The sequence below is a fragment of the Kitasatospora sp. NBC_01246 genome, assembly GCF_036226505.1.
In the GTDB taxonomy this organism is placed as follows: domain Bacteria; phylum Actinomycetota; class Actinomycetes; order Streptomycetales; family Streptomycetaceae; genus Kitasatospora.
In genome coordinates this window covers 4,176,706-4,198,662 of the sequence record NZ_CP108484.1, presented here as the reverse complement: position 1 = coordinate 4,198,662, position 21,957 = coordinate 4,176,706, and the positions used below count along the sequence as shown (strand labels likewise).

The window sequence follows — 21,957 nt, the reverse complement described above, 5'->3', positions numbered from 1 at the left end:
GGCCGGACACGTCGGACGAACGGGGAAGCGGGGGGAAGGCGTTGGACATCCTGACCGAGGCGCTGAGCTCGATGCGGACGGGGCAGCCCACCTCCGTACGCACCGAGGGCCGCGCCCCCTGGGGCCTGCGCCTCCCCCCGGTCGCCGGGGCCGGGTTCCACGTGGTGCTGTACGGGACGTGCTGGCTGGTCCCGCTGGAGGACGCGCCCGGCGCGGAGCCGATCGCGCTCAGCCCCGGCGACGTGGTCTTCCTGCGCGACGGCCGCGGCCACATCCTCGCCGACCACCCCGCCACCCCGGCCGAGACCGAGCGGCCCGACCAGTACCGGCCGGGTTCACCGATCGGCATGGTCACCCTGGGCGGCGACGGCCCCCGCACCAACCTGCTGTGCGGCAACTACCACCTCGACCAGGGGCGTCCGCACCCGCTGGTCCGCCAGCTGCCGGCGGTCATCCACCTGCCCACCCGGCACGGCCGCCACCCCGAGCTCAGCGCGGCGGTCCAACTCCTCGGCACCGAGCTGGAGAAGCCGCGGATCGGTTCGGCCGGGATCGTCCCCGCCCTGATCGACTCGCTGCTCCTCTACATCCTGCGCGCCTGGTTCGAGGACCAGCCCCCCGCGGCGGCCGCCGGCTGGGCCGCCGCGCTCGGCGACTCCGCCGTCGCCCCGGCGCTGACCGCCATCCACGAGGCCCCCGCGGCGCCGTGGACCGTCGAGTCGCTGGCCGACCGGGCCGGACTCTCGCGCGCGGCCTTCGCCCGCCGCTTCAGCACGCTCGTCGGCGAACCGCCGATGGCCTATCTGACCCGCTGGCGCCTGACCACGGCGGCGACCCTGCTGCGCGAGTCCGAGGCCCCGCTGACCACCGTCGCCGCCCGGACCGGCTACGGCTCCGAGTACGCCTTCGCCAAGGCCTTCAAGCGCGAGTACGGGCAGCCGCCCGGCAGTTACCGGCGCACCGCCCGCGCCGCGTGAGGCCGGCGGCCGCCACGGCCGTGCCCGCCACCCGCCGCCGGCGCGGGCGGCGGGCGGCGGGCACGGGGCATGACTGGACGTCAGCTCAGCGTCGCCAGGGCCGACACGTCGTACGGCTTCAGCTCGTCGAAGCGGCCGGCGAGGACCTTCGCCGCCCACTGCGGGTCCTGGAGCAGCGCCCGGCCGACGGCGACCAGGTCGAACTCGTCGCGCTCCAGACGGTCGAGGAGGTTGTCGATGCCCTGCACGGTGGCGCCCTCACCCGCGAAGCTGCGGATGACGTCGCCGTCGAGGCCGACCGAGCCGACGGTGATCGCGGGCCGCCCGGTGAGCTTCCTGGTCCAGCCCGCCAGGTTCAGGTCCGAGCCCTCGAACTCCGGCAGCCAGTAGCGGCGGGTGGAGGCGTGGAAGACGTCGACGCCGGCCTCGGCGAGCGGGGTCAGGATGTCCGCCAGCTCCTCCGGGCTCTCCGCGAGCCTGGCCTCGTAGGCCTCCTGCTTCCACTGCGAGTAGCGGAAGACCACCGGGAACTCCGGCGACACCACCTCCCGGACGGCGGCCACGATCTCGGCCGCGAACTTCGTCCGGGCGACCGGGTCGCCGCCGTAGGCGTCCGTCCGCCGGTTCGTCCCCGCCCAGAGGAACTGGTCGAGCAGGTAGCCGTGGGCGCCGTGCAGCTCGATGCCGTCGAAGCCGATCCGCTCGGCGGCCGCGGCGGCCTCGGCGAAGGCGCCGATGACGTCGTCCAGGTCGCTCCTGGTCATCGCCCTGCCGGTGCCCTCGGTACCGTCGATCCGAAGGCCGGAGGGGCCTATGGCGGGGGCGTCGGCGAACGGCGGCTCGCCCTGCTTGCGCACCATGCCGATGTGCCACAGCTGCGGCATGATCGTGCCGCCCGCCGCGTGCACGGCCGCGGCGACCTCGGCCCACCCCGCCAGCTGCTCCTCCCCGTGGAAGCGGGGCACCCGGTCGCTCTGCCCGGCCGACTCGTGGCCGATGTACGTCCCCTCGGTGAGGATCAGCCCCACCCCGGCGGCGGCCCGCCGGGCGTAGTACGCCCGTACGTCCTCGCCGGGCACGCCGCCCGGCGAGAACTGGCGCGTCATCGGCGCCATCACGATGCGGTTGGGGACGGTCAGCCCGTTCAGCTCGACGGGCCGCGCGAGCAGCTCGGCCGCACGGGAGGCGGAGGACGCGGTGCTGGTCATGGGGTTCCCTCGTGGTCGGACGGCGGGTGCGATGTTCAGGTGTCAACCACTGCGCGGGTCCCTCCATTTCGCCCGCCCGGCAAGCGTTCCTGTGATCCGGGCCACTGCGTTGCCCGGTGCGACCGGAGCGCCGGGCTCGTCCGGCGTGCCTGGCCGGAGGGCGGAAACGCGCGGTGCCGCCCCGGGAGGGCGGCACCGCGCGAAGTACCGGGGTGTCCGTCAGAGGTGCCGGAGGTGCTGCTCCTATGGAGGTCAGACGTGCACGACGGGGGTCGGGCCGGCGGCCGCTGCCCCGGTTGCCTTCGGTGCCGTCGCCGGCTTCTCCAACCGCAGCGCCACGAGCGCGGTGAGCGCGATCCCGGCCGCGGCCAGGTACACCGCGGTACGCAGCCCGTCGGCACTGGCGGCGCGCAGTGCGTCGCCCGAAAGTCCCTCGGCGACGGGGGAGTTGGCGACGGCCACCAGGAGCGCGAGGCCGACCGCCCCGCCGACCTGCTGGCTCGTGGAGGCGACACCCGAGGCGATGCCCTGCTCCCGCGCCGGGACCCCGAGCGCGGCAGCGCCGAACATCAGGGTGTACCCGGCACCCTGGCCGAGGCCCAGAACGACCAGCCCGGGGACGAGTGTCCCGTACGAGCCGCCGGTGGACATGGTGGCCCCGACGAGCACGGCACCCCCACCGCCGAGGAGCAGGGCCGCGACGAGGACGGGACGGATGCCGAACCGGGTCGCCAGCCGCCCGGCGGTCTGCGACCCCACGGCGATGGCGGCCATCGGGACGAGGAAGGCGAGGCCGGTGCTCAGCGCGTCGTAGCCGTGCACGGTCTGGAAGTACACGGTGAGGAAGTACAGCAGGGTGCCGAACGTCGCCATGTAGAGGAAGGTCACCAGGGTGCCGGTCGCCAGGTTCCGGTTGCCGAGCAGGCGCAGCGGCAGCAGCGGATCGGCACTGCGGCGCTCGATCGCGACGAAGGCCGCGACCAGGGCGGCGCCCACCGCCGTGGCGGTCAGCACGACCGCGGAGGTCCAGCCGGCCTCCGGGCCCTGGACGAGCGCGAAGACCAGGGCGGTACTGCCGACGGTCGAGGTGGCCGCACCGGCCAGGTCGAACGAGCGGCCGGCGGCGCGGGGCAGGTCGGGAGCGATCAGCACGAAGGCCAGCAGGGCGGCGGCGCCCGCCAGCGGGACGTTGACGAAGAACACCGAGGCCCAGCCGAACGACTCCGTCAGGACGCCCCCGAGCAGCGACCCGAGGATCATCCCGCTGCCGCCGGCGGTGCCCCAGACGGCGAACGCCCGGTTGCGGTCCCGGCCTTCGGCGAAGCTCGTGGACACCAGGGTGAGCGTGGCGGGGAAGAGGAACGCGCCCCCGGCCCCCTGGACCGCCCGCGCGGCGACGAGCAGGCCGGGCCCGGTCGCGAGCCCGCCGAGCAGGGAGGCCCCGGCGTACAGCGCGAGCCCGAGCGCGAACATCCGGCGCGGCCCGAACAGGTCGCTCGCCCGCCCGCCGAGCAGCAGGAACCCGCCGAACGCGACGGCGTATCCGCTGACCACCCACTGCAGGCTCTGCGGCGAGAAGCCGAGCGAGGAGCCGATGTCCGGCAGGGCGACGTACACGATGTTGTAGTCGATCGAGATGATCAGCTGGGCGAACGCGAGCAGCGCCAGCGTGAGACCGAGACGCGCGGACGTGGGCGCGGGGCTGGACGAAGGCATGGCGAAGCCTGCTTTCGAGTAGGGGGCCGGAAGAACGACAGCACGGCCGCCACCCACACCTCCGGGCGCCTCGTGCTGCTCACACCAACGAATCTAGGTCCCCCAGAGACCGCTCATATGGTGCACTCCACCACCCATTCCATGGGTCAATTCCCGGGCCAGTCCGCCGGTGGACGACGGTAGCCGCGACATGACGAGGGCCCCGACCGCACAGCGGTCGGGGCCCTTCGTCCCCTCACCGCGGCGGCGGGGCGGAGGACACGATGAACGACGACGGCCCGGACCGCGATGCGGTCCGGGCCGTCGATCAAGGCGGAGGATACGGGATTCGAACTCGTGAGGGGTTGCCCCCAACACGCTTTCCCATTCTCTCCGGGGAAGTCCACCGCGGTCCGCGCACGTCTCCTGGTGCTGAACGAGAGCAGAACCGAGACCACGCGGCTTGCTGGGGTCCTGGGCGCCAGCGCGGGAGGACGCGGGCGGGAGGGTCGACCCTGCGGGCCGCGGTGGTCGCGTACGCGGACACAGGTCCTGTGCTCAGCCGCCGCCGTAGGTGGCCTGGGTGACCGCGAAGACGTTGCGTCCGCCCGTGGTCTCCTGCAGCGACCACAGCAGGTCGGGGTTGGTGGTGTCCTCCCAGTAGGAGAGGCTCTCGCCGCCGCCCACCCAGGCGAAGGTGGAGGGGCCCGCGGCCGGGGTCCAGTAGTAGAGCTTCTTCTGCCCCGAGGAGTTGAACCACCACCGGCCGTTGTGGGAAGCCACGCCGTTGAGGTTGTACCAGGGCAATTGGAGGGCCTGACTGGCGGTCGTCGTCGCGGCGAACGTCGTCGCCCCGGTCGCGAACGGGAAGCGGACGGCCCTGGGCGGGCGGTTGGGGTAGTCGGTGCAGCCCGACTGGCAGGTGTACTCCGTCATCACGATCGACTTGCTGACCCGGTCGAGGGAGACCGACGACCACACCAGGTTGTTGCCGGAGGTCGTCTGCGACGTGACCGTACCGATCTGAGGCAGCACGTAGGCGTAGTTGTGGGCGTAGTAGACAGTCTCGGACTGGCGGCCGATCTGGTCGGCGGTGCCACCGGAGTCGGTATTGAGGATCTTGCGCATGTCGAAGACGCGCATGCCGCGCCCGGTGTCGGCGACGTAGAGGTAGTCGCCGTTCCACGAGACGCCGCCGGCGTGGATCGGGATGTCCTTGAAGTCCGGCGCCGCCGCGGTGCCGGTCGGCTCCACCAGGAGGATCTTGCGGTAGGTGTTGGGGTAGGTGGCGTCCCAGTCGACCAGGGTGATCCGACTGCGCTGCTGGGCGCCGCCGCAGCCGTCCTTGGTGTACCAGCTCACCAGCACGAGCTGATGGCCGTCGTAGTTGCCGCTGTCCGCGGTCCCCACGGCGTCCCGGCTCGTCGTGATGCCCTGCGGGAAGCTCTGGCAGTCGGAGTTGTCGCCGTCGTCGAACCGGAAGCCGGTGGACAGGCCGCCGACGGAGAAGGACGCGGGGAGCGCCTGCCGGTCGTGGTTCGCGTTCTCCATCACCGTGTGCACGGCAGACGTCCCCAGCGCCGTGACGAGGGCCGAGTTGAGCGTGTCGAACTGGTGGTAGTTCGCGGTGAGGGTGTACTCGGACGCGCTCAGGGTCGTCGGTGCCGCAGCTGCCGCCGCCGGCGATGCGCCGACGAGCGTGCCGGTGATGAGCAGGCCGGCTGCGACTATCGCTCGCGCCGCAGTTCTGACATGACGGATCATCAAGGCGAGCCTCTCCACGTGAATGGATCAACGGTCACTCACGTTATGGGCGCGTTGAGCATGTCCGCAACACCCGGAGGAGCCCGGACCGGGTTCCGGAGCCGCCACCGCCGCGGAGTCGAATTCGGAGGCGTCGGACTGAGTCTCGCCGTGGCTCGCCACCGGGTGGGCTCGGACGCGGTTGCTGACGGATACGCCGAGGCGATGGCCCAAGCGGTCGACCGGGCCCAGAGTCCGGGCAAGTACGGTGACGCCAGCGACTGGTAGGCGGGGCAGCGCAAGAACGGTGGGCGTTTGGCCCGGGCAGGCATGCTGCGCGGGCCAAACGCCCACCGCCGTGGGCGGAGAGGGTGGCTGTGGGAGTCGAACTCGTGGGGGATGGCCCAACGCGTCCTCGTCCTATTTTCAACAGCGTCCGCCCGAGCCCGGGCTCGCCGGTTATGCCTCCGCGACGGCTTCCAGCGGGCTGAGGGCGGCTGCCCGGCGCGCCGGGACGGCTGCTGCCAGTGCGCCGATCGCCAGGGAGAGCAGGCAGACGAGGGCGAGCGTCCCCCAGGGCAGCACCAGGGCGTACTGCTCCAGCGCGCCGCCGGCCAGCGCGCCGACGGCCCAGGAGCCGAACAGCCCGCCCGCCAGGCCGAGCAGGGTGCCGAACGCGGCGACCGTCACGGCTTCCAGGCGGATCATCCGGCGGATGCCGGGGCGGTCCATGCCGAGGGCCCGCAGCGCACCGATCTCCCGGGTCCGCTCGGTGACCGACATGGCGAGGGTGTTCACGATGCCGAGCGCGGAGATCACGACGCCGATCGCGAGCAGACCGTACATCAGGGCGAGCAGGTCGCCCATCGTCCCGGCGGCCTCGCGCACCAGCGCGGCCCGGTCCTGGACCTTCAGCAGCGGGTTGTCGCTCACCGCCGTGCGCAGCGCGCCCTCGGAGACGCCGTCTCCCCGCACCAGGATTCGCTGGACGGAGCCGGGCTTGAAGCTGTTGCGCTGCACCTCCTCGCGGGTGCCGACCGCGTCCCGAGCGGTGGGGTTGTCCCGATAGACGCCCACCACGGTGTACTGGGTGAACCCCTCGCGCCGTCCCGTCTGGGCGTTGATCTGGCCACCGGCACGCACCCCGGCCTCCCGGGCGACGCTGCTGGAGACGGCGATCCGGCCGGGTCCGAGGTCCTTGAGCGAACCGCTGACGAAGTCGAGCTTCATGCTCTGGCCGACGGAGCCGGGGTCGACGCCGGAGATTTCCCGAACCTTGCCGCCGATGACCGCCGTGGAGTCCGCGACCTCGCTCGCCGTCCGCACGCCGGGCGTGGTGGCCACCCGCTGGACGGCCGCCGGGTCTATGCCAGTCATGGTGCTGCCGGTGCTGATCACGTAGTCGGCCCCGAGTCCGTCCGCCGTCTGCCGGTCCAGCGCCTGCCCGGTCGAGGCGCCGATGGTGGCGAGGCCGCTGACCAGCGCCGTGCTGATCAGAAGCGTCGCGGCGGTCGCCGCCGTACGCCGGGGGTCGCGCAGCGCGTTCTGCTGGGCGAGGCGGCCGGCGATGCCGAAGCGGCGGGAGAGGCGGCCCGTCAGCCGGATCACCGGCGGCGCGACCACCGGCGACAGCAGGATCAGGGCCACCACCAGGACACCGCAGCCGAGCATCGCGCTGCGCAGGTTCTCCTCCGAGGCGTCCTCGGCCGAGCCCGCGAGCGAGACCAGCAGGCCGACGCCGAGCAGCAGCATCCCCAGCCCGGCGGCCGTCCGCAGCCGCGAGCGCTCAGCGGGCCGGGTCACCGAGCGCAGCGCCTCGACCGGGGCGATCCGCGCGGCCCGGCGCGCTGGCAGCCAGGCGGCCAGGACCGTCACCCCCACCCCGACGAACAGCGCCGCCGCGATCGACCGGATCCCGATCTCCAGCGGGCCGCTCGGCAGCCGGTTACCGTCGGTGCTCAGCAGCTCGGGCATCACGGAGGCGATGCCGAGTCCGAGGACGAACCCCAGCACGGACGCGACGACGCCGACCACCACGGCTTCGGCCAGCAGCGAGCGCACCACCTGACGCCGGGTCGCGCCGACCGCCCGGAGCAGCGCGATCTCCCGGGTCCGCCGGGCGACCAGCATGGTGAAGGTGTTGATCACCAGGAACGAACCGATGAACAGCGCCACGCCGGCGAAGACCATCGGCATCTTCTGGTAGCCGCGGGTCAACGTGCTTACGTAGATGGCCTGTTGCTCGGCCTGAGCCTGCCCGGTGGTGACCTCGGCCTGGTCGGCCGGGAGCATGCCCTCGATCCGCTGCGCCAGCTCGTACTGACTGGTCCCAGGATTGGCGGACACGTCAATGCTGGTGTAGCTCCCGGAAGTTGAGAACAGCTTCTGCGCCGTCGCCCGGTCGAGGAGGGTGAGCGTGCCACCGGCGGTGACCCGGGTGTCCTGGGTGGTCGCGATGCCGACCAGCCGGGCGGTGAGCGCGGGACCGTCCGTGGCCAGAGTGACCCTGTCGCCCAGGTGGAAGCCGCCGGCCGTCGCCGTGCCCCGGTCGACGGCGATCTCGCCCCCGGCGGCCGGCGCGCGGCCCTCGACCAACGGGTATCGCGCCGGGTCGTACGCGGCCGCGAGGTTCGTCCCCTGCTTGACCCGAAGCGGCGTGCCGTCAGCGGCTTTCAGCACGGCGCTGCCGTCGACCGACGGATGCACCGCCGCCACCCCGGGTACGTCGGCGAGCCGGCGCGCGAGCGCGTCCGTCAGCACGCTCGGCCGGTCAGGGTCGGATGGCGACTCCTTCGCGGTGACGCTCGCCGCGATGTCGGCGAAGTTCCTTGACGCGGAGGCCCGGTAGGCGGCGGCGGTGGAGTCCGCGAAGACGAGGGTGCCGGAGACGAAGGCGACACCGAGGCAGACCGCGAGGACGGTCATCAGCAGGCGCGCCTTGTGCGCCAGCACGTTGCGCAAGGCTGTGGTCAGCATGAGCAGCTTTCGAGGAGTTGAAGGGGCGCGGACTCAGGCGAAGGCGGGGTACTGCGGGTTCCCGCCGGAGAAGCGCCGCATGGCGTCCAGCACCCGGTCCGGCGTCGGGTTCCCCATCTCGTCGACCAGCCGCCCGTCGGCCAGGAACACCACCCGGTCCGCATATCCGGCGGCGACCGGGTCGTGGGTGACCATGACCACCGTCTGCCCCAACTCCCTCACGGAGTCCCGCAGGAAGCCGAGCACCTCGGCGCCGGCCCGGGAGTCGAGGTTGCCGGTCGGCTCGTCGCCGAACACGATCGCGGGGCGAGCCACCAGCGCCCGGGCGACCGCGACGCGCTGCTGCTGCCCGCCGGACAGCTCGGCCGGGCGGTGGCCGAGCCGGTCGGAGAGCCCGACCATGGCCACCACCCGGTCCAGCCACTGCTGATCGGGCTTGCGTCCGGCCAGCGCCAGCGGGAGCGTGATGTTCTCCAGCGCGGTCAGCGTGGGCAGCAGGTTGAACGCCTGGAAGATGAACCCGACCCGGTCGCGCCGCAGTTGGGTGAGCTGCCGGTCCCCTAGGCCGCCCAGCTCCGTCGTCCCGATCCGCACCGAACCCGAGGTGGGGGTATCCAGCCCGGCCGCGCAGTGCATCAGGGTGGACTTGCCGCAGCCGGACGGGCCCATGATCGCGGTGAACTCGCCCTCCCGGAAGGCGACGCTGACCCCGTTCAGGGCGGTGACCCGGGTGTCGCCGCTGCCGTAGACCTTGGTCAGGTCGGTGGTGGCGGCGGCGATCCCCGGTGTCGTTTGCGGGGCGAGGGCGTTGGCGGTCACGTTGGGGCTCCTGTCCGAAGTGCGGATCACTGCACTCCGAAGGGTCTCCAACCGATGTATCGGCGTCCTGGCCCGCCGTGTATCAGTGCCCGATCCACTGTGCGGCGGTTCTGTAGCACCTGCGACGAGGGCAGGACCCCTCGGCGGGTCTTCGCCGAGGGGGCCTGTTCCGCCATGCGCCTACTGGCGCCCGGACCTTGCCACGACCGACCGGGCCAGCAGGCCGACCGCCAGGATCGTCCCGCCGACGAACAGCCCGATCGCGCCGAGGACCCCGGCTGGCTGTCCCGTCTCCCCCGCCGCCGAGTCCGCCGCGAAGGCACCGACGATCAACAGCACGGAGGCGACCACGGTGAGGGTGCCCACGCCCCACGCTCCCCTGACCAGGGCGACCTCGCCGCGGCTCGGCCGCACAACGGCTGCGGTGTCGGAGTTGCTCATGGTGGTCTCCTCTTCATCGGTGCGGAACGACTGCACTTCGAAGGGTGTCGGGGCAACGTATCGGTCGCCGTCGCCACCGCCTATCAACGCCCGCTCCGCTTCGCAGCAGTCCGGTAGCGGCCGGATCGCTCAGCCCGGCAGCCGCAGCGTGACCACAGCCCCGGCGTCGTCCGCCCCTGTGTCGTTCGCGTTGGCGAAGCTCAACTCCGCGCCCAGCACCCGCGCCTGCCCCGCCGCGATGGTCAGCCCCAGACCGTGCCCGGTGCCCCGCTCGGCGGCCCCCGTCCGGAAACGGCGCGGGCCCTCCCGCAGCAGATCTGCGGGGAAGCCGCGGCCGTGGTCGCGTACGACGACCGTGCGGCCCTCGACGCGGACCAGCACCGGGGCGGCCCCGTGCCGGTGGGCGTTCACCACCAGGTTCCCGACGATCCGCTCCAGCCGTCGGGGGTCGGTCTCCACCGACGCCGCGTCCCGGACGGAGACCTCGGCCGTGAACCCGGTACGCGCCACCGCCTCCCGGACGACGTCGCCCAGCGGCACCCGGGCCCGCAAGGGCTGCTCGGCCCCGGCATCCAGGCGGGAGACCTCCAGCAGGTCCTCGACCAGCCCTCGCAGGTCCCGCACCCGGCGCCGGATCAGGTCCTCCGTCTCGCCCTCCGGGAGCAGGTCGACGGCAGCCAGCAGCCCGCCCACCGGGGTGCGCAGCTCGTGCGCCACGTCCGCCGTGAACTGCCTTTCGGCGCGAAGGCGTTGGCTGAGGCTGTCGGCCATGGCATCCACCGTCGCCGCGATCTCCGCGACCTCGTCGCCGCCCTTGGCCGGCCCGGTGCGGGCGTCGAGGTCACCGGCGGAGATCCGCCCCGCCGTTTCGGCGACCCGCCCCAGCCGACGGGCGAGCAGTGAGGCGCCGTACCCGGCCAGTGGTACGGCGAGCGCGAGGGCGAGCAGCGAGGCGCCGGCCATGGCCACGTCCAGCCGGGGCACATCGGACAGCTCCGGGCCCAGGTTGACCCGTACGGCCAGCACAGGGCTGCCCGGCCCGCCGGTCCGCTGGGCGGCCCAGTAGCTCGGGCCGACGTTCCCCTCGACCAGCCCGTCGTAGGCGGTGTGCCGCTCGCCGTCGGCGGGGTGGCGCAGGCCGACGGGCAGCTCGGCCGGGTCGAGCTCGGCCCCGTCCGCCAGGGTGCCCGTGCGCCGGTAGACGTCCATGGCCGAGTACACCGCGTTGAAGGCCCGTGCCTCGGCCCGGCTCCGGACGTCCTGCGCGGTCCACAGGTGCACCAGCACTCCGACCGCCACCGCGACCAGGCAGGCGGTGGCAGCGGCCAGTGCGGCGATCTTCCATCGCAGTGAGGCCCAGCGCCGAAGGAATGTACGCGGCATGTTCAGCGCCTGAGCTTGTAGCCGAAGCCGCGCACGGTCTCGATCCGGTCCCGGCCGAGCTTGCGGCGCAGCCGCTGCACGCACAGGTCGACGACCCGGCTGTCGCCATCCCAGCCGTAGTCCCAGACGTTGCGCAGCAGGGTGTGCCGCTCCAGCACCACCCCCGGGTGGGCGGCGAACTCCAGCAGCAGCTTGAGCTCGGTCGGGGTCAGCGCCACCGGCTGCCCGCCGACGGACACCTCCATGCCGGCGGTGTCGACGGCCAGGTCCCCGAACACCAACACGTCGCCCGCCGGTCCTGTGGACGGGGGCTCCGGAGCGGGCGCGTACGTCGCCCGCCTCAGGAGCGAGCGGATGCGGGCCACCAGCACGTACGTGTCCACCGGCTTGACCACGTAGTCGTCCGCCCCGGCCTCCAGCCCGGCGACCACGTCCAGCCCGTCGCCGCGCGCGGACATCATCAGCACCGGCACGAGGCTGGTCTCCCGGACCCGGCGGCACAGGCCGATCCCGTCCAGGCCGGGCAGCATCACGTCCAGGATCAGCAGGTCGAACGGCTCGTCGCGGAACAGCTCCAGGCCGGTGAGGCCGTCCGCGGCGGCCGTCATCTCGTAGCCGTAGCGCTCCAGCGCGGTGCTGAAGGCGCGGCGCATCAGATCGTCGTCCTCCACCAGCAGAACACGGGCAGGACGCGAGGAGGTCTCGGTCGGGGTGGGGGAGGACACGGGCGGACAACTCCTGTTCTTCTAGCTGGGCGGCTCGCCCAGAAGAGGAAACATGGCGGGTCTCGGCGACTGCAACCAAAACCGCAACCACGGAACGACGAAGGCCCGGGCCGCTTGAGCGGTCCGGGCCTTCGTGCTGCCATGGCTGGCAGAGGCGGAGGATACGAGATTCGAACTCGTGAGGGGTTGCCCCCAACACGCTTTCCAAGCGTGCGCCCTAGGCCTCTAGGCGAATCCTCCGTGGGAGAGCTTAGTACATGTTCGGGGGTGGTTGCGACCACGTATGTCGAGGGTGGTCCGGGGGTGTGGCCTGCGGATCGCGGAGCGGGGGTGGGGAGGGTGGGTGGTGGAGGACGGGGGCCCTGATCCGGTACTGTGGGTGTCAGCCCCTCGTGTGGCGTTATCTCTCTGAACCCCCCCAGGGCCGGAAGGCAGCAAGGGTAGGAGGGCTCTGGCGGGTGCGCGGGGGGTCTTTGCGTTCCCGGGGGCGGGCGGGGGCCGTTGAGGGGCGACGCGTTTGTCGGCTCGTCCCGATATCGTCGGTGGTGTGTCCCTAGCCCTGTACCGCCGCTATCGCCCCGAGACTTTCGCCGAGGTCATCGGGCAGGAGCACGTGACCGCTCCGCTCCAGCAGGCCCTGCGCAACAACAGGGTCAACCACGCCTACCTGTTCAGCGGCCCGCGCGGCTGCGGGAAGACGACGAGCGCGCGCATCCTGGCCCGCTGCCTGAACTGCGCGCAGGGGCCGACGCCGACGCCGTGCGGTGAGTGCCAGTCCTGCCGTGACCTGGCGACGGGCGGGCCCGGTTCGATCGACGTCATCGAGATCGACGCCGCCTCGCACGGTGGTGTGGACGATGCCCGTGAGCTGCGGGAGCGCGCGTTCTTCGCGCCGGTGCACAGCAGGTACAAGATCTTCATCCTGGACGAGGCGCACATGGTGACCTCGGCCGGCTTCAACGCGCTGCTGAAGGTGGTGGAGGAGCCGCCGGAGCACCTCAAGTTCATCTTCGCGACCACGGAGCCGGAGAAGGTGATCGGGACGATCCGCTCCCGGACGCACCACTACCCGTTCCGGCTGGTGCCGCCCGGCACGCTGCGCGACTACCTGGCGGAGGTCTGCGGCCGGGAGCAGATCCAGGTGGAGGACTCCGTCTTCCCGCTGGTGGTCCGGGCCGGGGCCGGGTCGGTGCGTGACTCGATGTCGGTGATGGACCAGCTGCTCGCGGGTGCGACCGAGGGCGGTGTGACCTACCAGATGGCCACCGCGCTGCTCGGGTACACGGACTCCGCGCTGTTGGACGAGGTGGTGGACGCCTTCGCGGGGCAGGACGGCGCGACGGTGTTCCAGGTGATCGACCGGGTGGTCGAGGGCGGGCACGACCCGCGCCGGTTCGTGACGGACCTGCTGGAGCGGCTCCGGGACCTGGTGATCCTGGCCACGGTGCCGGACGCCGGGGAGAAGGGGCTGATCGACGCCCCGGCGGACCGGGTCGCGGTGATGCAGGCGCAGGCGGACGCGTTCGGCGCGGCCGAGCTCAGCCGGGCCGCGGACATCGTCAACACCGGGCTGACCGAGATGCGCGGGAACGCGGCGCCCCGGCTGCAGCTGGAGCTGATCTGCGCCCGGGTGATGCTGCCGGGCGCGTACAGCGACGAGCTGTCGTTGCAGGCGCGGCTGGACAAGCTGGAGCGCCGGGCGGCCACCGGCGGCTTCGCGGCCCCGATGCAGGCTCCCGCCATGCAAACTCCCGCCATGCAGGCTCCCGCCATGCAGCCCCCGATGCAGACCCCGATGCAGACCCCTGTGATGCACGCGCCTGCCCTGCAGGCTCCCGCCGTACAGGCCCCCCAGGCGGAGGCCGTCCCGGTGCAGGCGCCGGCAGCGCCCGCGGCCCCGGCGCAGGAGGCCGCCGCTCCGGCAGCGCCCGCGCCGGGTGCGTGGCCGATCCCGCGCAGCTTCTCCCCGGGCGGGGGTGCGCCCGCCCCGGTGGCGGCGCCGCCCGTGCAGCAGGCTCCCGCGCCCGTCCAGGCCGCCCCGGTGGCCGCGCCCGCCCCCGCTCCGGCCGCCGCGGCCGGCGGCGGGCAGCCGTCGGGCGCCGCCCAGCAGGGGGCCGGGCAGGTCCGGCAGATGTGGCCGCAGATCCTGGAGGCGGTGAAGAACCGCCGCCGCTTCACCTGGATCCTGCTCAGCCAGAACGGCCAGGTGGCCGGGTTCGACGGCAGCGTGCTCCAGGTGTCCTTCATCAACGCGGGCGCGCGGGACAGCTTCGTCAGCAGCAACAGCGACGACGTACTGCGCCAGGCGCTGGCGGACGCGCTCGGTGTGGACTGGCGGATCGAGTGCATCATCGACCCGTCGGGCGGCTCCGGCGGGACCGGCGGCGCCGGGGGCGGGAATCCCGGCGGCAGCGGCTCCGGCAACCCGGGCAGCCCCGGTGGTTCCACCGGCGGCTGGGGCGCCCCACCGGCGCGTCCGGCGGCGCCCGCGCCTGCGGTTCAGGCCGCCGCCCCGGCGCCCGTACCGGCGCCCGCGCCGATGGCCACGCCCCCCGCGATGCCGCCCGCGCCGGTACCTCCGCCGGTGCAGGCCCCGTCGGCGCCGCCGGCCGGGCGCCCGGCGCAGTCGGTCGCGCTGGAGGACGACATCCCGGAGGAGGACGACCCGGAGCTCAAGGAGGAGACGTTCTCCGGCCAGGAGCTGATCATCCGCGAGCTGGGCGCGACGGTGCTGCAGGAGATCCGCCACGGCGGGAACTGACCGGCGGACGGGCGGCGCGCTGGCAGGGGGCGGCCGGCGAGTCGGCGGCCCGATCGGGACCCGGCCGGTGACCGATCGGACGACCGGCACCGGTAGCACGTAGGCTCGGTGCGACGACGCGGCGACGTCCGCGCGACGCCGGGCAGGCACGGCCGGCGGCGCGGTCGGCGCAGGCGTACCAGGACGAAGCGAAGCACGACGGACGCAGAACGCAAGGAGTGAGCCGTGTTCCCCGGTGGTGGCCAGCCCAACATGCAGCAGCTGCTCAAGCAGGCGCAGAAGATGCAGCAGGACCTCGCCCAGGCGCAGCAGGAGCTGGCCGAGACGAAGGTGAACGGTTCGGCGGGCGGTGGCCTGGTCGAGGCCACCGTGACCGGCGCCGGTGAGCTGGTGGCCCTGGCCATCGCGCCGGCCGCCGTCGACCCGGAGGACACCGAGACCCTGGCCGACCTGATCCTCGCGGCCGTCCGGGACGCCAACCAGGCGGCGCAGAAGCTGCAGGCCGAGCGGATGGGCCCGCTGACCCAGGGCCTGGGCGGCGGCGGAATCCCCGGTCTGCCGTTCTGACCTGGTCGGATGGCCGAATCGGGGCGGAAAGACCGAAGTCATGAAGGTCTGAAGTTCGGATAACAGACCTGTGTGATTTATGCGGGAGTAGGGCGTCGGGCGGTGTGCCCGGCGCCCGATTCGTTGGATGATGGCACCGGGACATCGGGCAACCGGTGCACCACAGACCCCTGAGGGAAGGCGCGACGTGTACGAGGGCGTGGTTCAGGACCTGATCGACGAACTGGGCAGGCTGCCCGGCGTCGGGCCCAAGAGCGCGCAGCGGATCGCCTTCCACATCCTGCAGGCAGACCCCACCGACGTCCGACGGCTGGCGCACTCGTTGCTGGAGGTCAAGGACAAGGTCCGGTTCTGCGCGACCTGCGGCAATGTCGCGGAGGCCGAGCAGTGCCGGGTCTGTCTCGACCCGCGCCGCGACCTCGCGGTGATCTGCGTGGTCGAGGAGCCCAAGGACGTCGTCGCGATCGAGCGCACCCGCGAGTTCCGCGGCCGGTACCACGTACTGGGCGGCGCGATCAGCCCGATCGAGGGCGTCGGCCCGGACGACCTGCGGATCCGCGAGCTGCTGGCGCGCCTCGCGGACGGCACGGTCACCGAGCTGATCCTGGCCACCGACCCCAACCTGGAGGGGGAGGCGACCGCCACCTATCTGGCCCGGCTCTGCAAGCCGATGGGCCTGAAGGTGACCCGGCTGGCGAGCGGTCTGCCCGTCGGCGGGGATCTGGAGTACGCGGACGAAGTGACCCTCGGCCGCGCCTTCGAAGGGAGACGACTGCTCGATGTCTGACCGGACGATCAACCAGCAGCCCCACACGCCCCATCAGGCAGGCCCGCAGCAGGACCGGCCCGCCCCGCACGTCCATGCGCACGGCTCGGAGCCGGACGACTTCGCGGTGCAGATCGCGGACTCGGTGGAGAGCTTCGTACTCGCCGTCACCGAGGTCGCCAAGGGCGACGAGCCCGGCAGCGCCGTCTCGCTGCTCCTCCTGGAGGTCTCGCAGCTGCTGCTGGCCGGCGGTCGGCTCGGCGCGATCGAGGACGTCGTCCCGGAGGACCGCTTCGAGCCCGACACCGGTCCGGAGCCTGACAGCGAGCAGCTGCGCGAGCGGCTGGCCGTGCTCCTCGCGCCGATCGACGTCTACCACGAGGTCTTCGACCCGTACGGGCCGCCGGAGAAGCCGAACGCCTTCCGGATCTCGGACGACCTGGCCGGCGTGGTCAGCGAGCTCCAGCACGGGCTCACCCACTACCGCGAGGGGCGGGTCAGCGAGGCGCTCTGGTGGTGGCAGTTCTCGTACCTCTCCAACTGGGGCACGACCTGCTCGGCGGTGCTGCGGGCGCTGCAGTCGCTGATCGCCCACGTCCGGCTGGACAGCCCGATCGGGGCGGTGCCGGACGGTGCGGACACCGACGACGACGGGCTCACCGACGAGCAGCTGGAGCAGCAGGCCGGCGACCTGATGGCGGCCGAGCTGGGCCTGGGCCGGTAGCAGACCGGGCAGCCGTACGACGGGCGGCACGAGCAGTGCGGGCAGCACAGGCGCACGGTGACGGGCAGCCCCGGAGGCGGGAACGGGCGGGAACGGACTGTGACGGACGCCTCAGGGATTCCGGTGGAAGGGAAAACCCCGGGGCCGCCGTCCGTTCGTCCGCCGATTCTCCGGGGCCGCACCGGAAAGCCCGCAGACCTGCCGGTCGCCACCTCCGAACCGCCGCCCACCTGCTGAAACGGGCGTCTCATCATGTGGAAAGCGGCAGTCGCGGCACCCCCGCTCGGTAGACTGGCGCGGACCGCACAACCCCCGCCACCCGGGGGTGCGGGGGCCCAGAGCCCCCGGAAACGACACAAGTCGAGGAGCGCACGTGGGCCTTGTCGTGCAGAAGTACGGCGGCTCATCCGTTGCGGATGCCGAGGGCATCAAGCGCGTGGCCCGTCGAATCGTTGACGCCAAGAAGGCCGGCCATGAGGTCGTCGTCGTGGTGTCCGCGATGGGCGACACGACGGACGAGCTCATCGAACTCGCGGAGCAGGTGTCACCCCTCCCTGCCGGCCGTGAGTTCGACATGCTGCTGACCGCTGGAGAGCGCATCTCCATGGCGCTGCTGGCCATGGCGATCAAATCCCTGGGTCACGAGGCCCAGTCCTTCACGGGCAGCCAGGCCGGTGTCATCACCGACTCCGTCCACAACAAGGCGCGCATCATCGACGTGACGCCGGGCCGCATCCGCACCGCCCTGGACGAGGGCAACATCGCGATCGTGGCCGGTTTCCAGGGCGTCTCGCAGACCGGCAAGGACATCACCACGCTCGGTCGCGGGGGCTCGGACACCACCGCCGTCGCCCTCGCCGCGGCCCTCCGGGCCGAGGTCTGCGAGATCTACACCGACGTGGACGGCGTGTTCACCGCCGACCCGCGCGTGGTGAAGAAGGCCCGCAAGATCGACTGGATCGCCTACGAGGACATGCTGGAGCTGGCCTCGTCCGGCTCCAAGGTGCTGCTCGACCGCTGCGTGGAGTACGCGCGGCGCTACAACATCCCGATTCACGTACGCTCGTCCTTCTCGGGTCTTCCCGGGACGATCGTCAGCAACGACAACCCGAACCAGCCCGAAGGGGGCGAGATGGAGCAGGCCATCATCTCCGGAGTCGCCCACGACACTTCCGAGGCCAAGGTCACGGTCGTCGGCGTGCCGGACAAGCCGGGGGAGGCGGCGCGCATCTTCCGCGCCATCGCCGACGCCGAGGTCAACATCGACATGGTGGTGCAGAACGTCTCGGCCGCCGCGACCGGGCTGACCGACATCTCCTTCACGCTGCCGAAGACCGAGGGCCAGAAGGCCATCGACGCGCTCGGCCGGGTCAAGGAGGGCATCGGCTACGAGTCGCTGCGCTACGACGACGCGATCGGCAAGATCTCCCTGGTCGGCGCCGGCATGCGCTCCAACCCGGGGGTCACCGCGACCTTCTTCGAGGCGCTCTCCGAGGCCGGCGTCAACATCGAGCTGATCTCCACCTCGGAGATCCGCATCTCGGTCGTCACCCGGGCCGACGACGTCAACGAGGCCGTGCGCGCCGTCCACAGCGCCTTCGGGCTGGACAGCGAGTCGGACGAGGCGGTCGTCTACGGAGGCACCGGGCGATGACCCGCCGGCCGAACCTCGCCGTCGTCGGCGCCACCGGCGCGGTCGGCGAGGTGCTGCTCGGCCTGCTCTCCCTCCGTCAGGACATCTGGGGCGAGGTGCGCCTCGTCGCCTCCCCGCGCTCGGCCGGCCGCAAGCTGACCGTGCGCGGGGAGTCCGTCGAGGTGCTCCCGCTCACCGAGGAGGCCTTCGAGGGGATCGACGTCGCGCTGTTCGACGTGCCCGACGAGGTCTCCGCCCGGTGGGCACCGATCGCCGCCGCCAAGGGCGTCGTGGTGGTCGACAACTCCGGCGCTTTCCGGATGGACGGGGACGTCCCGCTGGTCGTCCCCGAGGTCAACGCGGCGGCGGCCAGGATGCGGCCGCGCGGCATCGTGGCCGGTCCCAACTGCTCCACGCTGGCGATGATCGCCGCGATCGGCGCGCTGCACGCCGAGTACGGGCTCAGCGAACTGGTGGTCGCCTCCTACCAGGCGGCCTCCGGTGAGGGCCGCTCCGGGGTGGACGCGCTGCGCGCCCAGGTCGCGCTGGTGGCGGGCACCGAGGTCGGCGAGCAGACCGGCGACCTGCGTGCCGTGATCGCCGACAACGGCCCGTTCGCCGCCCCGCTGGCGCTCAACGCGGTGCCCTGGGCGGGCGCGCTGATGGACGGCGGCTGGTCGTCCGAGGAGCTGAAGCTCCGCGACGAGTCGCGTAAGATCCTCGGCCTGCCGGCCCTGCGGGTCTCCGCGACCTGCGTCCGCATCCCGGTGGTGCGCACCCACGCGCTGGCCGTGCACGCGGTCTTCGAGCGCGAGGTCACCCAGGAGCACGCCCAGCAGATCCTCCGTGACGCCCCCGGCGTGGTGCTGTACGACGATCCGGCGGCCGGCGAGTTCCCCACCCCGAACGACGTGGTCGGCACCGATCCGGTCTGGGTCGGGCGGGTGCGGCGGGCGCTGGACGACCCGGCGGCGCTGGACCTGTTCCTCTGCGGTGACAACCTGCGCAAGGGCGCGGCGCTCAACGCCCTGCAGATCGCCGAGCTGGTGGCGGGCGAACTCCTCGTCTGACGCGCCGTGGGCCGGGGCGGGGCGCGAGGCTCCTGACGGGCGGGGGCCGGGTGGCGTCGGACGACGCGGGGGCCGGATGAACCGTCGGAACGGAACCGACCGTGAGACCGGTAGGGGCCGGGGACGGGAATGGATCGTGTCCCTCCGTAAGGCTCCAAGGATCGGAGCGGGACCGGGGCGGGACCGGACGGGCTCCGAAAGCGGCGAGAACCGTGAGACGTCGTGAGATTCCGTGCGCCTTCTGCGGTCCTTCGGAGGTCACTTGCCCAATCCGCCGGAATCCCCTGGAGCGGGCCGCCGCCCGTACGCGAGAATGTTCCGTGGGCTGGGGCAACCATGACAGGGGATCGAGTGTCCAACGGGCGTGGCGAACGTGATGGTGGGGGCAGGGGCGGGCATCTCGGCAGCGGCCGTGATGACGTTCTCGCCGCGTGCCCAGCGACCTGCGGATAGGCCGGAAGACAGCCAGATGACGGCGGTCGCACCCGGCACGGCGGGCTCCGGCGCCGGTACCGGCGCGGGTACCAGCGAGGACCTGCTCACCGAGACGTACCAGGCCCACTACCGCTCCCTGTTGCGGCTGGCGGCGCTGCTCCTCGACGACCTCTCGACCTGCGAGGATGTGGTCCAGGAGGCGTTCATCCGGGTGCATTCGGCACGCCGCAGGGTGCGCGAGCCGGAGAAGACGCTCGCCTACCTGCGGCAGACCGTGGTCAACCTGTCCCGCTCCACGCTGCGACGGCGGATCCTCGGCCTGCGGCTGCTGCCGAAGCCGATGCCTGACATGGCCAGTGCAGAAGAAGGAGCCTACGATGCGCTGGAGCGCGACCAGTTGAAGGCCGCGCTGCGTGGTCTGCAACGTCGTCAGCGGGAGGTTCTGGTGCTCCGTTACTTCGTGGACATGACGGAGGCACAGGTCGCGGATACCTTGGGCATCTCGCTCGGCTCGGTGAAGGCCTACGGCTCGCGAGGGATCGCCGCGCTGCGGGTCCAGATGGAGGCCGGGCATGGCTGACGACCGGATCGGTACGGGCGGTGGCCCGGACGGGAACGGCCCGACGGCGAAGGGCCCGAGAGCGGACGGCCCTGACATGCGCGGTCCGAAGGCGCCCGGTCCGAAGACGCCCGGTCCTGACGCACCCGGTCCTGACGCATTCGGTCCTGACGCATTCGGTCCGAAGGCGCTGGGCCCCGACGCGCTCGCCCCGAAGCCCGACGTGCCGCCCACCGACGGGCCGCCCACCGACGGGCTCGACACCGACGAGCTGCTGGTCCGCGTGCTGCTGCAGCGCGCCGTGGCCGAGGTGCAGCCCGACCCCGCCGGACTGCACCGGATCCGCCGTGCGGTACCCCGGCGGCGGGCCGCCCGGCGCGGCGCCTGGACGGCGGCCGCCGCACTGGCGGTCGCGGTGGCGATCGGCCTGCCGGCCCTGCACGACGACGACCACCTCGGACTCTCCGGCGGCCCCGGCACCCCCGGCGCGTCCGGCGCGACGCCCTCGGCCACCGTCGAGGGTACGGCCGGCACCGACGCCGCGGGCCCGAACGCGCTGCCGCACCCCGAGGCCAGTGGTTCACCGGGCGCCGGCAGCCCGTCCGGCTCGGCGAGCACACCGCCGCGCCCGGGAGCCAGCAGCGCCGACGCCGGGGCGGGCGCGTCCGCCCGGCCCAGCGCCTCCAGCACCGGCGGGGGCGACGACGCGCCCGTACCGCTCTGCCTCCGGGGCGACCTCGGGCAGGGGACGGCCAGGGTCGGCGCGGCCGACGGCGACGGGCGGATCTACGGGTACTTCACGGTGGTCAACACCTCCGCGCACACCTGCCGGCTCGGCGGGCCGGGCTCGGTCGCGGTGACCGGGGCCACCGGGACGGACCAGTCCCGGATCCGGGTGACCGACCACACGGCGGACGATCCGGCGACCGACCTGCCCGCCCCGCGACCGGGCGGCGGCGACGGCCCCGGGTTGCTCCTTGCACCGCAGGCCGCCTACCGGGTGGACTTCGGCTGGGTGCCGGACGGCGGCGGCTGCCGGACCGCGGGCGGCGTCTCGCCCAGTGCGACGGCCGGCCAGAGCGGTCCGGGCAGCTCCGGTTCGGGCGGCGCCCAGGCGTTGCGGTCCGGCGGACCGGGCGGCTCGGCCGCGGGCTCCGGCACGGGCGCCGTCGCCCCGGCGATCGGAGCCTCGGCGGCACCGACCGGGGCGCCCCCGGCATCCGCCACCCCGACGGCGGGCCCGACCACGGCGCCGAGCCCCTCGGCCACCCCGACCTCCGGCCCCACCGCGCCGCCGGCCGGCGTCACCCTCGCGCACACCCCGGCGCCGGGCAGCCCGAGCGCCGCCTCCGTCGTCCTGCCGGGGGCCTGCTCGGGCACGGTCTACCGCACGGCGCCGCAGGCCGTCGTGGCGCCCGCCCCGACCGGGACCTCGGCGCCGTCCACCTCGCCGTCCTCCGACTGACCCCGCCGCC

General features: G+C 73.0%; 17 protein-coding genes, 1 tRNA gene and 1 other RNA gene. 10 read left to right on the top strand and 9 right to left on the bottom strand.

The genetic code is table 11. The features are described 5' to 3' along the window. Positions 1–41 precede the first annotated feature (41 nt). A complete protein-coding gene (locus OG618_RS18470; RefSeq protein ID WP_329488622.1) occupies positions 42–977 on the top strand; it encodes an AraC family transcriptional regulator in 936 nt (311 codons plus the stop codon). 80 nt (positions 978–1,057) lie between these two features. On the opposite strand, the gene OG618_RS18465 is transcribed toward OG618_RS18470, so the two are convergent. The 9 genes from OG618_RS18465 to OG618_RS18425 form a co-directional block, all read right to left on the bottom strand. Next, entirely contained in the window at positions 1,058–2,185 is a 1,128-nt protein-coding gene (locus OG618_RS18465; protein WP_329488621.1) for an NADH:flavin oxidoreductase, read from the bottom strand. A gap of 252 nt (positions 2,186–2,437) precedes the next feature. After that, positions 2,438–3,901: an MFS transporter gene (locus tag OG618_RS18460; protein WP_329488620.1), complete on the bottom strand. Its 1,464-nt coding sequence runs from the start codon at positions 3,899–3,901 to the stop codon at positions 2,438–2,440. Between the two features lie 537 nt (positions 3,902–4,438). After that, the gene (locus OG618_RS18455) at positions 4,439–5,644 is read right to left on the bottom strand and encodes a hypothetical protein (RefSeq protein WP_329488619.1); all 1,206 of its coding nucleotides are present in this window, start codon (positions 5,642–5,644) and stop codon (positions 4,439–4,441) included. A 438-nt stretch (positions 5,645–6,082) separates the two neighbouring features. Continuing rightward, positions 6,083–8,599, bottom strand: a complete 2,517-nt coding sequence (locus OG618_RS18450) for an ABC transporter permease (RefSeq protein WP_329488618.1) — start codon at positions 8,597–8,599, stop codon at positions 6,083–6,085. A gap of 33 nt (positions 8,600–8,632) precedes the next feature. Beyond that, entirely contained in the window at positions 8,633–9,418 is a 786-nt protein-coding gene (locus OG618_RS18445) for an ABC transporter ATP-binding protein (RefSeq protein ID WP_329488617.1), read from the bottom strand. A 180-nt stretch (positions 9,419–9,598) separates the two neighbouring features. Continuing rightward, positions 9,599–9,859 carry a hypothetical protein gene (locus OG618_RS18440; RefSeq protein ID WP_329488616.1) on the bottom strand — a complete coding sequence of 87 codons (261 nt, stop codon included), beginning with the start codon at positions 9,857–9,859 and terminating at the stop codon, positions 9,599–9,601. Between the two features lie 129 nt (positions 9,860–9,988). Then, positions 9,989–11,242 (bottom strand): sensor histidine kinase, encoded by a 1,254-nt coding sequence (locus OG618_RS18435; protein ID WP_329488615.1) that lies wholly within the window; start codon positions 11,240–11,242, stop codon positions 9,989–9,991. Positions 11,243–11,244: 2 nt separating this feature from the next. Continuing rightward, the gene (cseB, locus tag OG618_RS18430) at positions 11,245–11,967 is read right to left on the bottom strand and encodes a two-component system response regulator CseB (protein ID WP_329488614.1); all 723 of its coding nucleotides are present in this window, start codon (positions 11,965–11,967) and stop codon (positions 11,245–11,247) included. A 155-nt stretch (positions 11,968–12,122) separates the two neighbouring features. Next, positions 12,123–12,207: transfer RNA gene (locus OG618_RS18425), tRNA-Ser, on the bottom strand. 141 nt (positions 12,208–12,348) lie between these two features. Here OG618_RS18425 and ffs point away from each other — a divergent pair. The 9 genes from ffs (at position 12,349) to OG618_RS18380 (ending at position 21,947) form a co-directional block, all read left to right on the top strand. Beyond that, positions 12,349–12,445: signal recognition particle sRNA small type (ffs, locus tag OG618_RS18420), an RNA gene on the top strand. 69 nt (positions 12,446–12,514) lie between these two features. After that, positions 12,515–14,728, top strand: coding sequence for a DNA polymerase III subunit gamma and tau (locus OG618_RS18415; RefSeq protein ID WP_329488613.1), 2,214 nt, complete (start codon positions 12,515–12,517; stop codon positions 14,726–14,728). 225 nt (positions 14,729–14,953) lie between these two features. Further along, positions 14,954–15,295 carry a YbaB/EbfC family nucleoid-associated protein gene (locus tag OG618_RS18410; RefSeq protein ID WP_329488611.1) on the top strand — a complete coding sequence of 114 codons (342 nt, stop codon included), beginning with the start codon at positions 14,954–14,956 and terminating at the stop codon, positions 15,293–15,295. Between the two features lie 187 nt (positions 15,296–15,482). Next, positions 15,483–16,082 carry a recombination mediator RecR gene (recR, locus tag OG618_RS18405; RefSeq protein WP_329488609.1) on the top strand — a complete coding sequence of 200 codons (600 nt, stop codon included), beginning with the start codon at positions 15,483–15,485 and terminating at the stop codon, positions 16,080–16,082. Then, positions 16,075–16,785, top strand: coding sequence for a DUF5063 domain-containing protein (locus OG618_RS18400; RefSeq protein WP_329488607.1), 711 nt, complete (start codon positions 16,075–16,077; stop codon positions 16,783–16,785). The genes recR and OG618_RS18400 overlap by 8 nt, the downstream gene beginning before the upstream one ends. 373 nt (positions 16,786–17,158) lie before the next feature. Further along, complete coding sequence (locus tag OG618_RS18395) at positions 17,159–18,439, top strand: aspartate kinase (RefSeq protein WP_329488605.1); 1,281 nt, start codon at positions 17,159–17,161, stop codon at positions 18,437–18,439. After that, positions 18,436–19,488 carry an aspartate-semialdehyde dehydrogenase gene (locus OG618_RS18390; protein WP_329488603.1) on the top strand — a complete coding sequence of 351 codons (1,053 nt, stop codon included), beginning with the start codon at positions 18,436–18,438 and terminating at the stop codon, positions 19,486–19,488. Before OG618_RS18395 ends, OG618_RS18390 begins: the two co-directional genes overlap by 4 nt. 376 nt (positions 19,489–19,864) lie before the next feature. Continuing rightward, on the top strand, positions 19,865–20,503 hold the full coding sequence (locus OG618_RS18385; RefSeq protein ID WP_442906946.1) for a SigE family RNA polymerase sigma factor: 639 nt from the start codon (positions 19,865–19,867) through the stop codon (positions 20,501–20,503). Between the two features lie 202 nt (positions 20,504–20,705). Further along, the gene (locus OG618_RS18380; RefSeq protein ID WP_329488602.1) at positions 20,706–21,947 is read left to right on the top strand and encodes a hypothetical protein; all 1,242 of its coding nucleotides are present in this window, start codon (positions 20,706–20,708) and stop codon (positions 21,945–21,947) included. Positions 21,948–21,957: the final 10 nt, after the last annotated feature.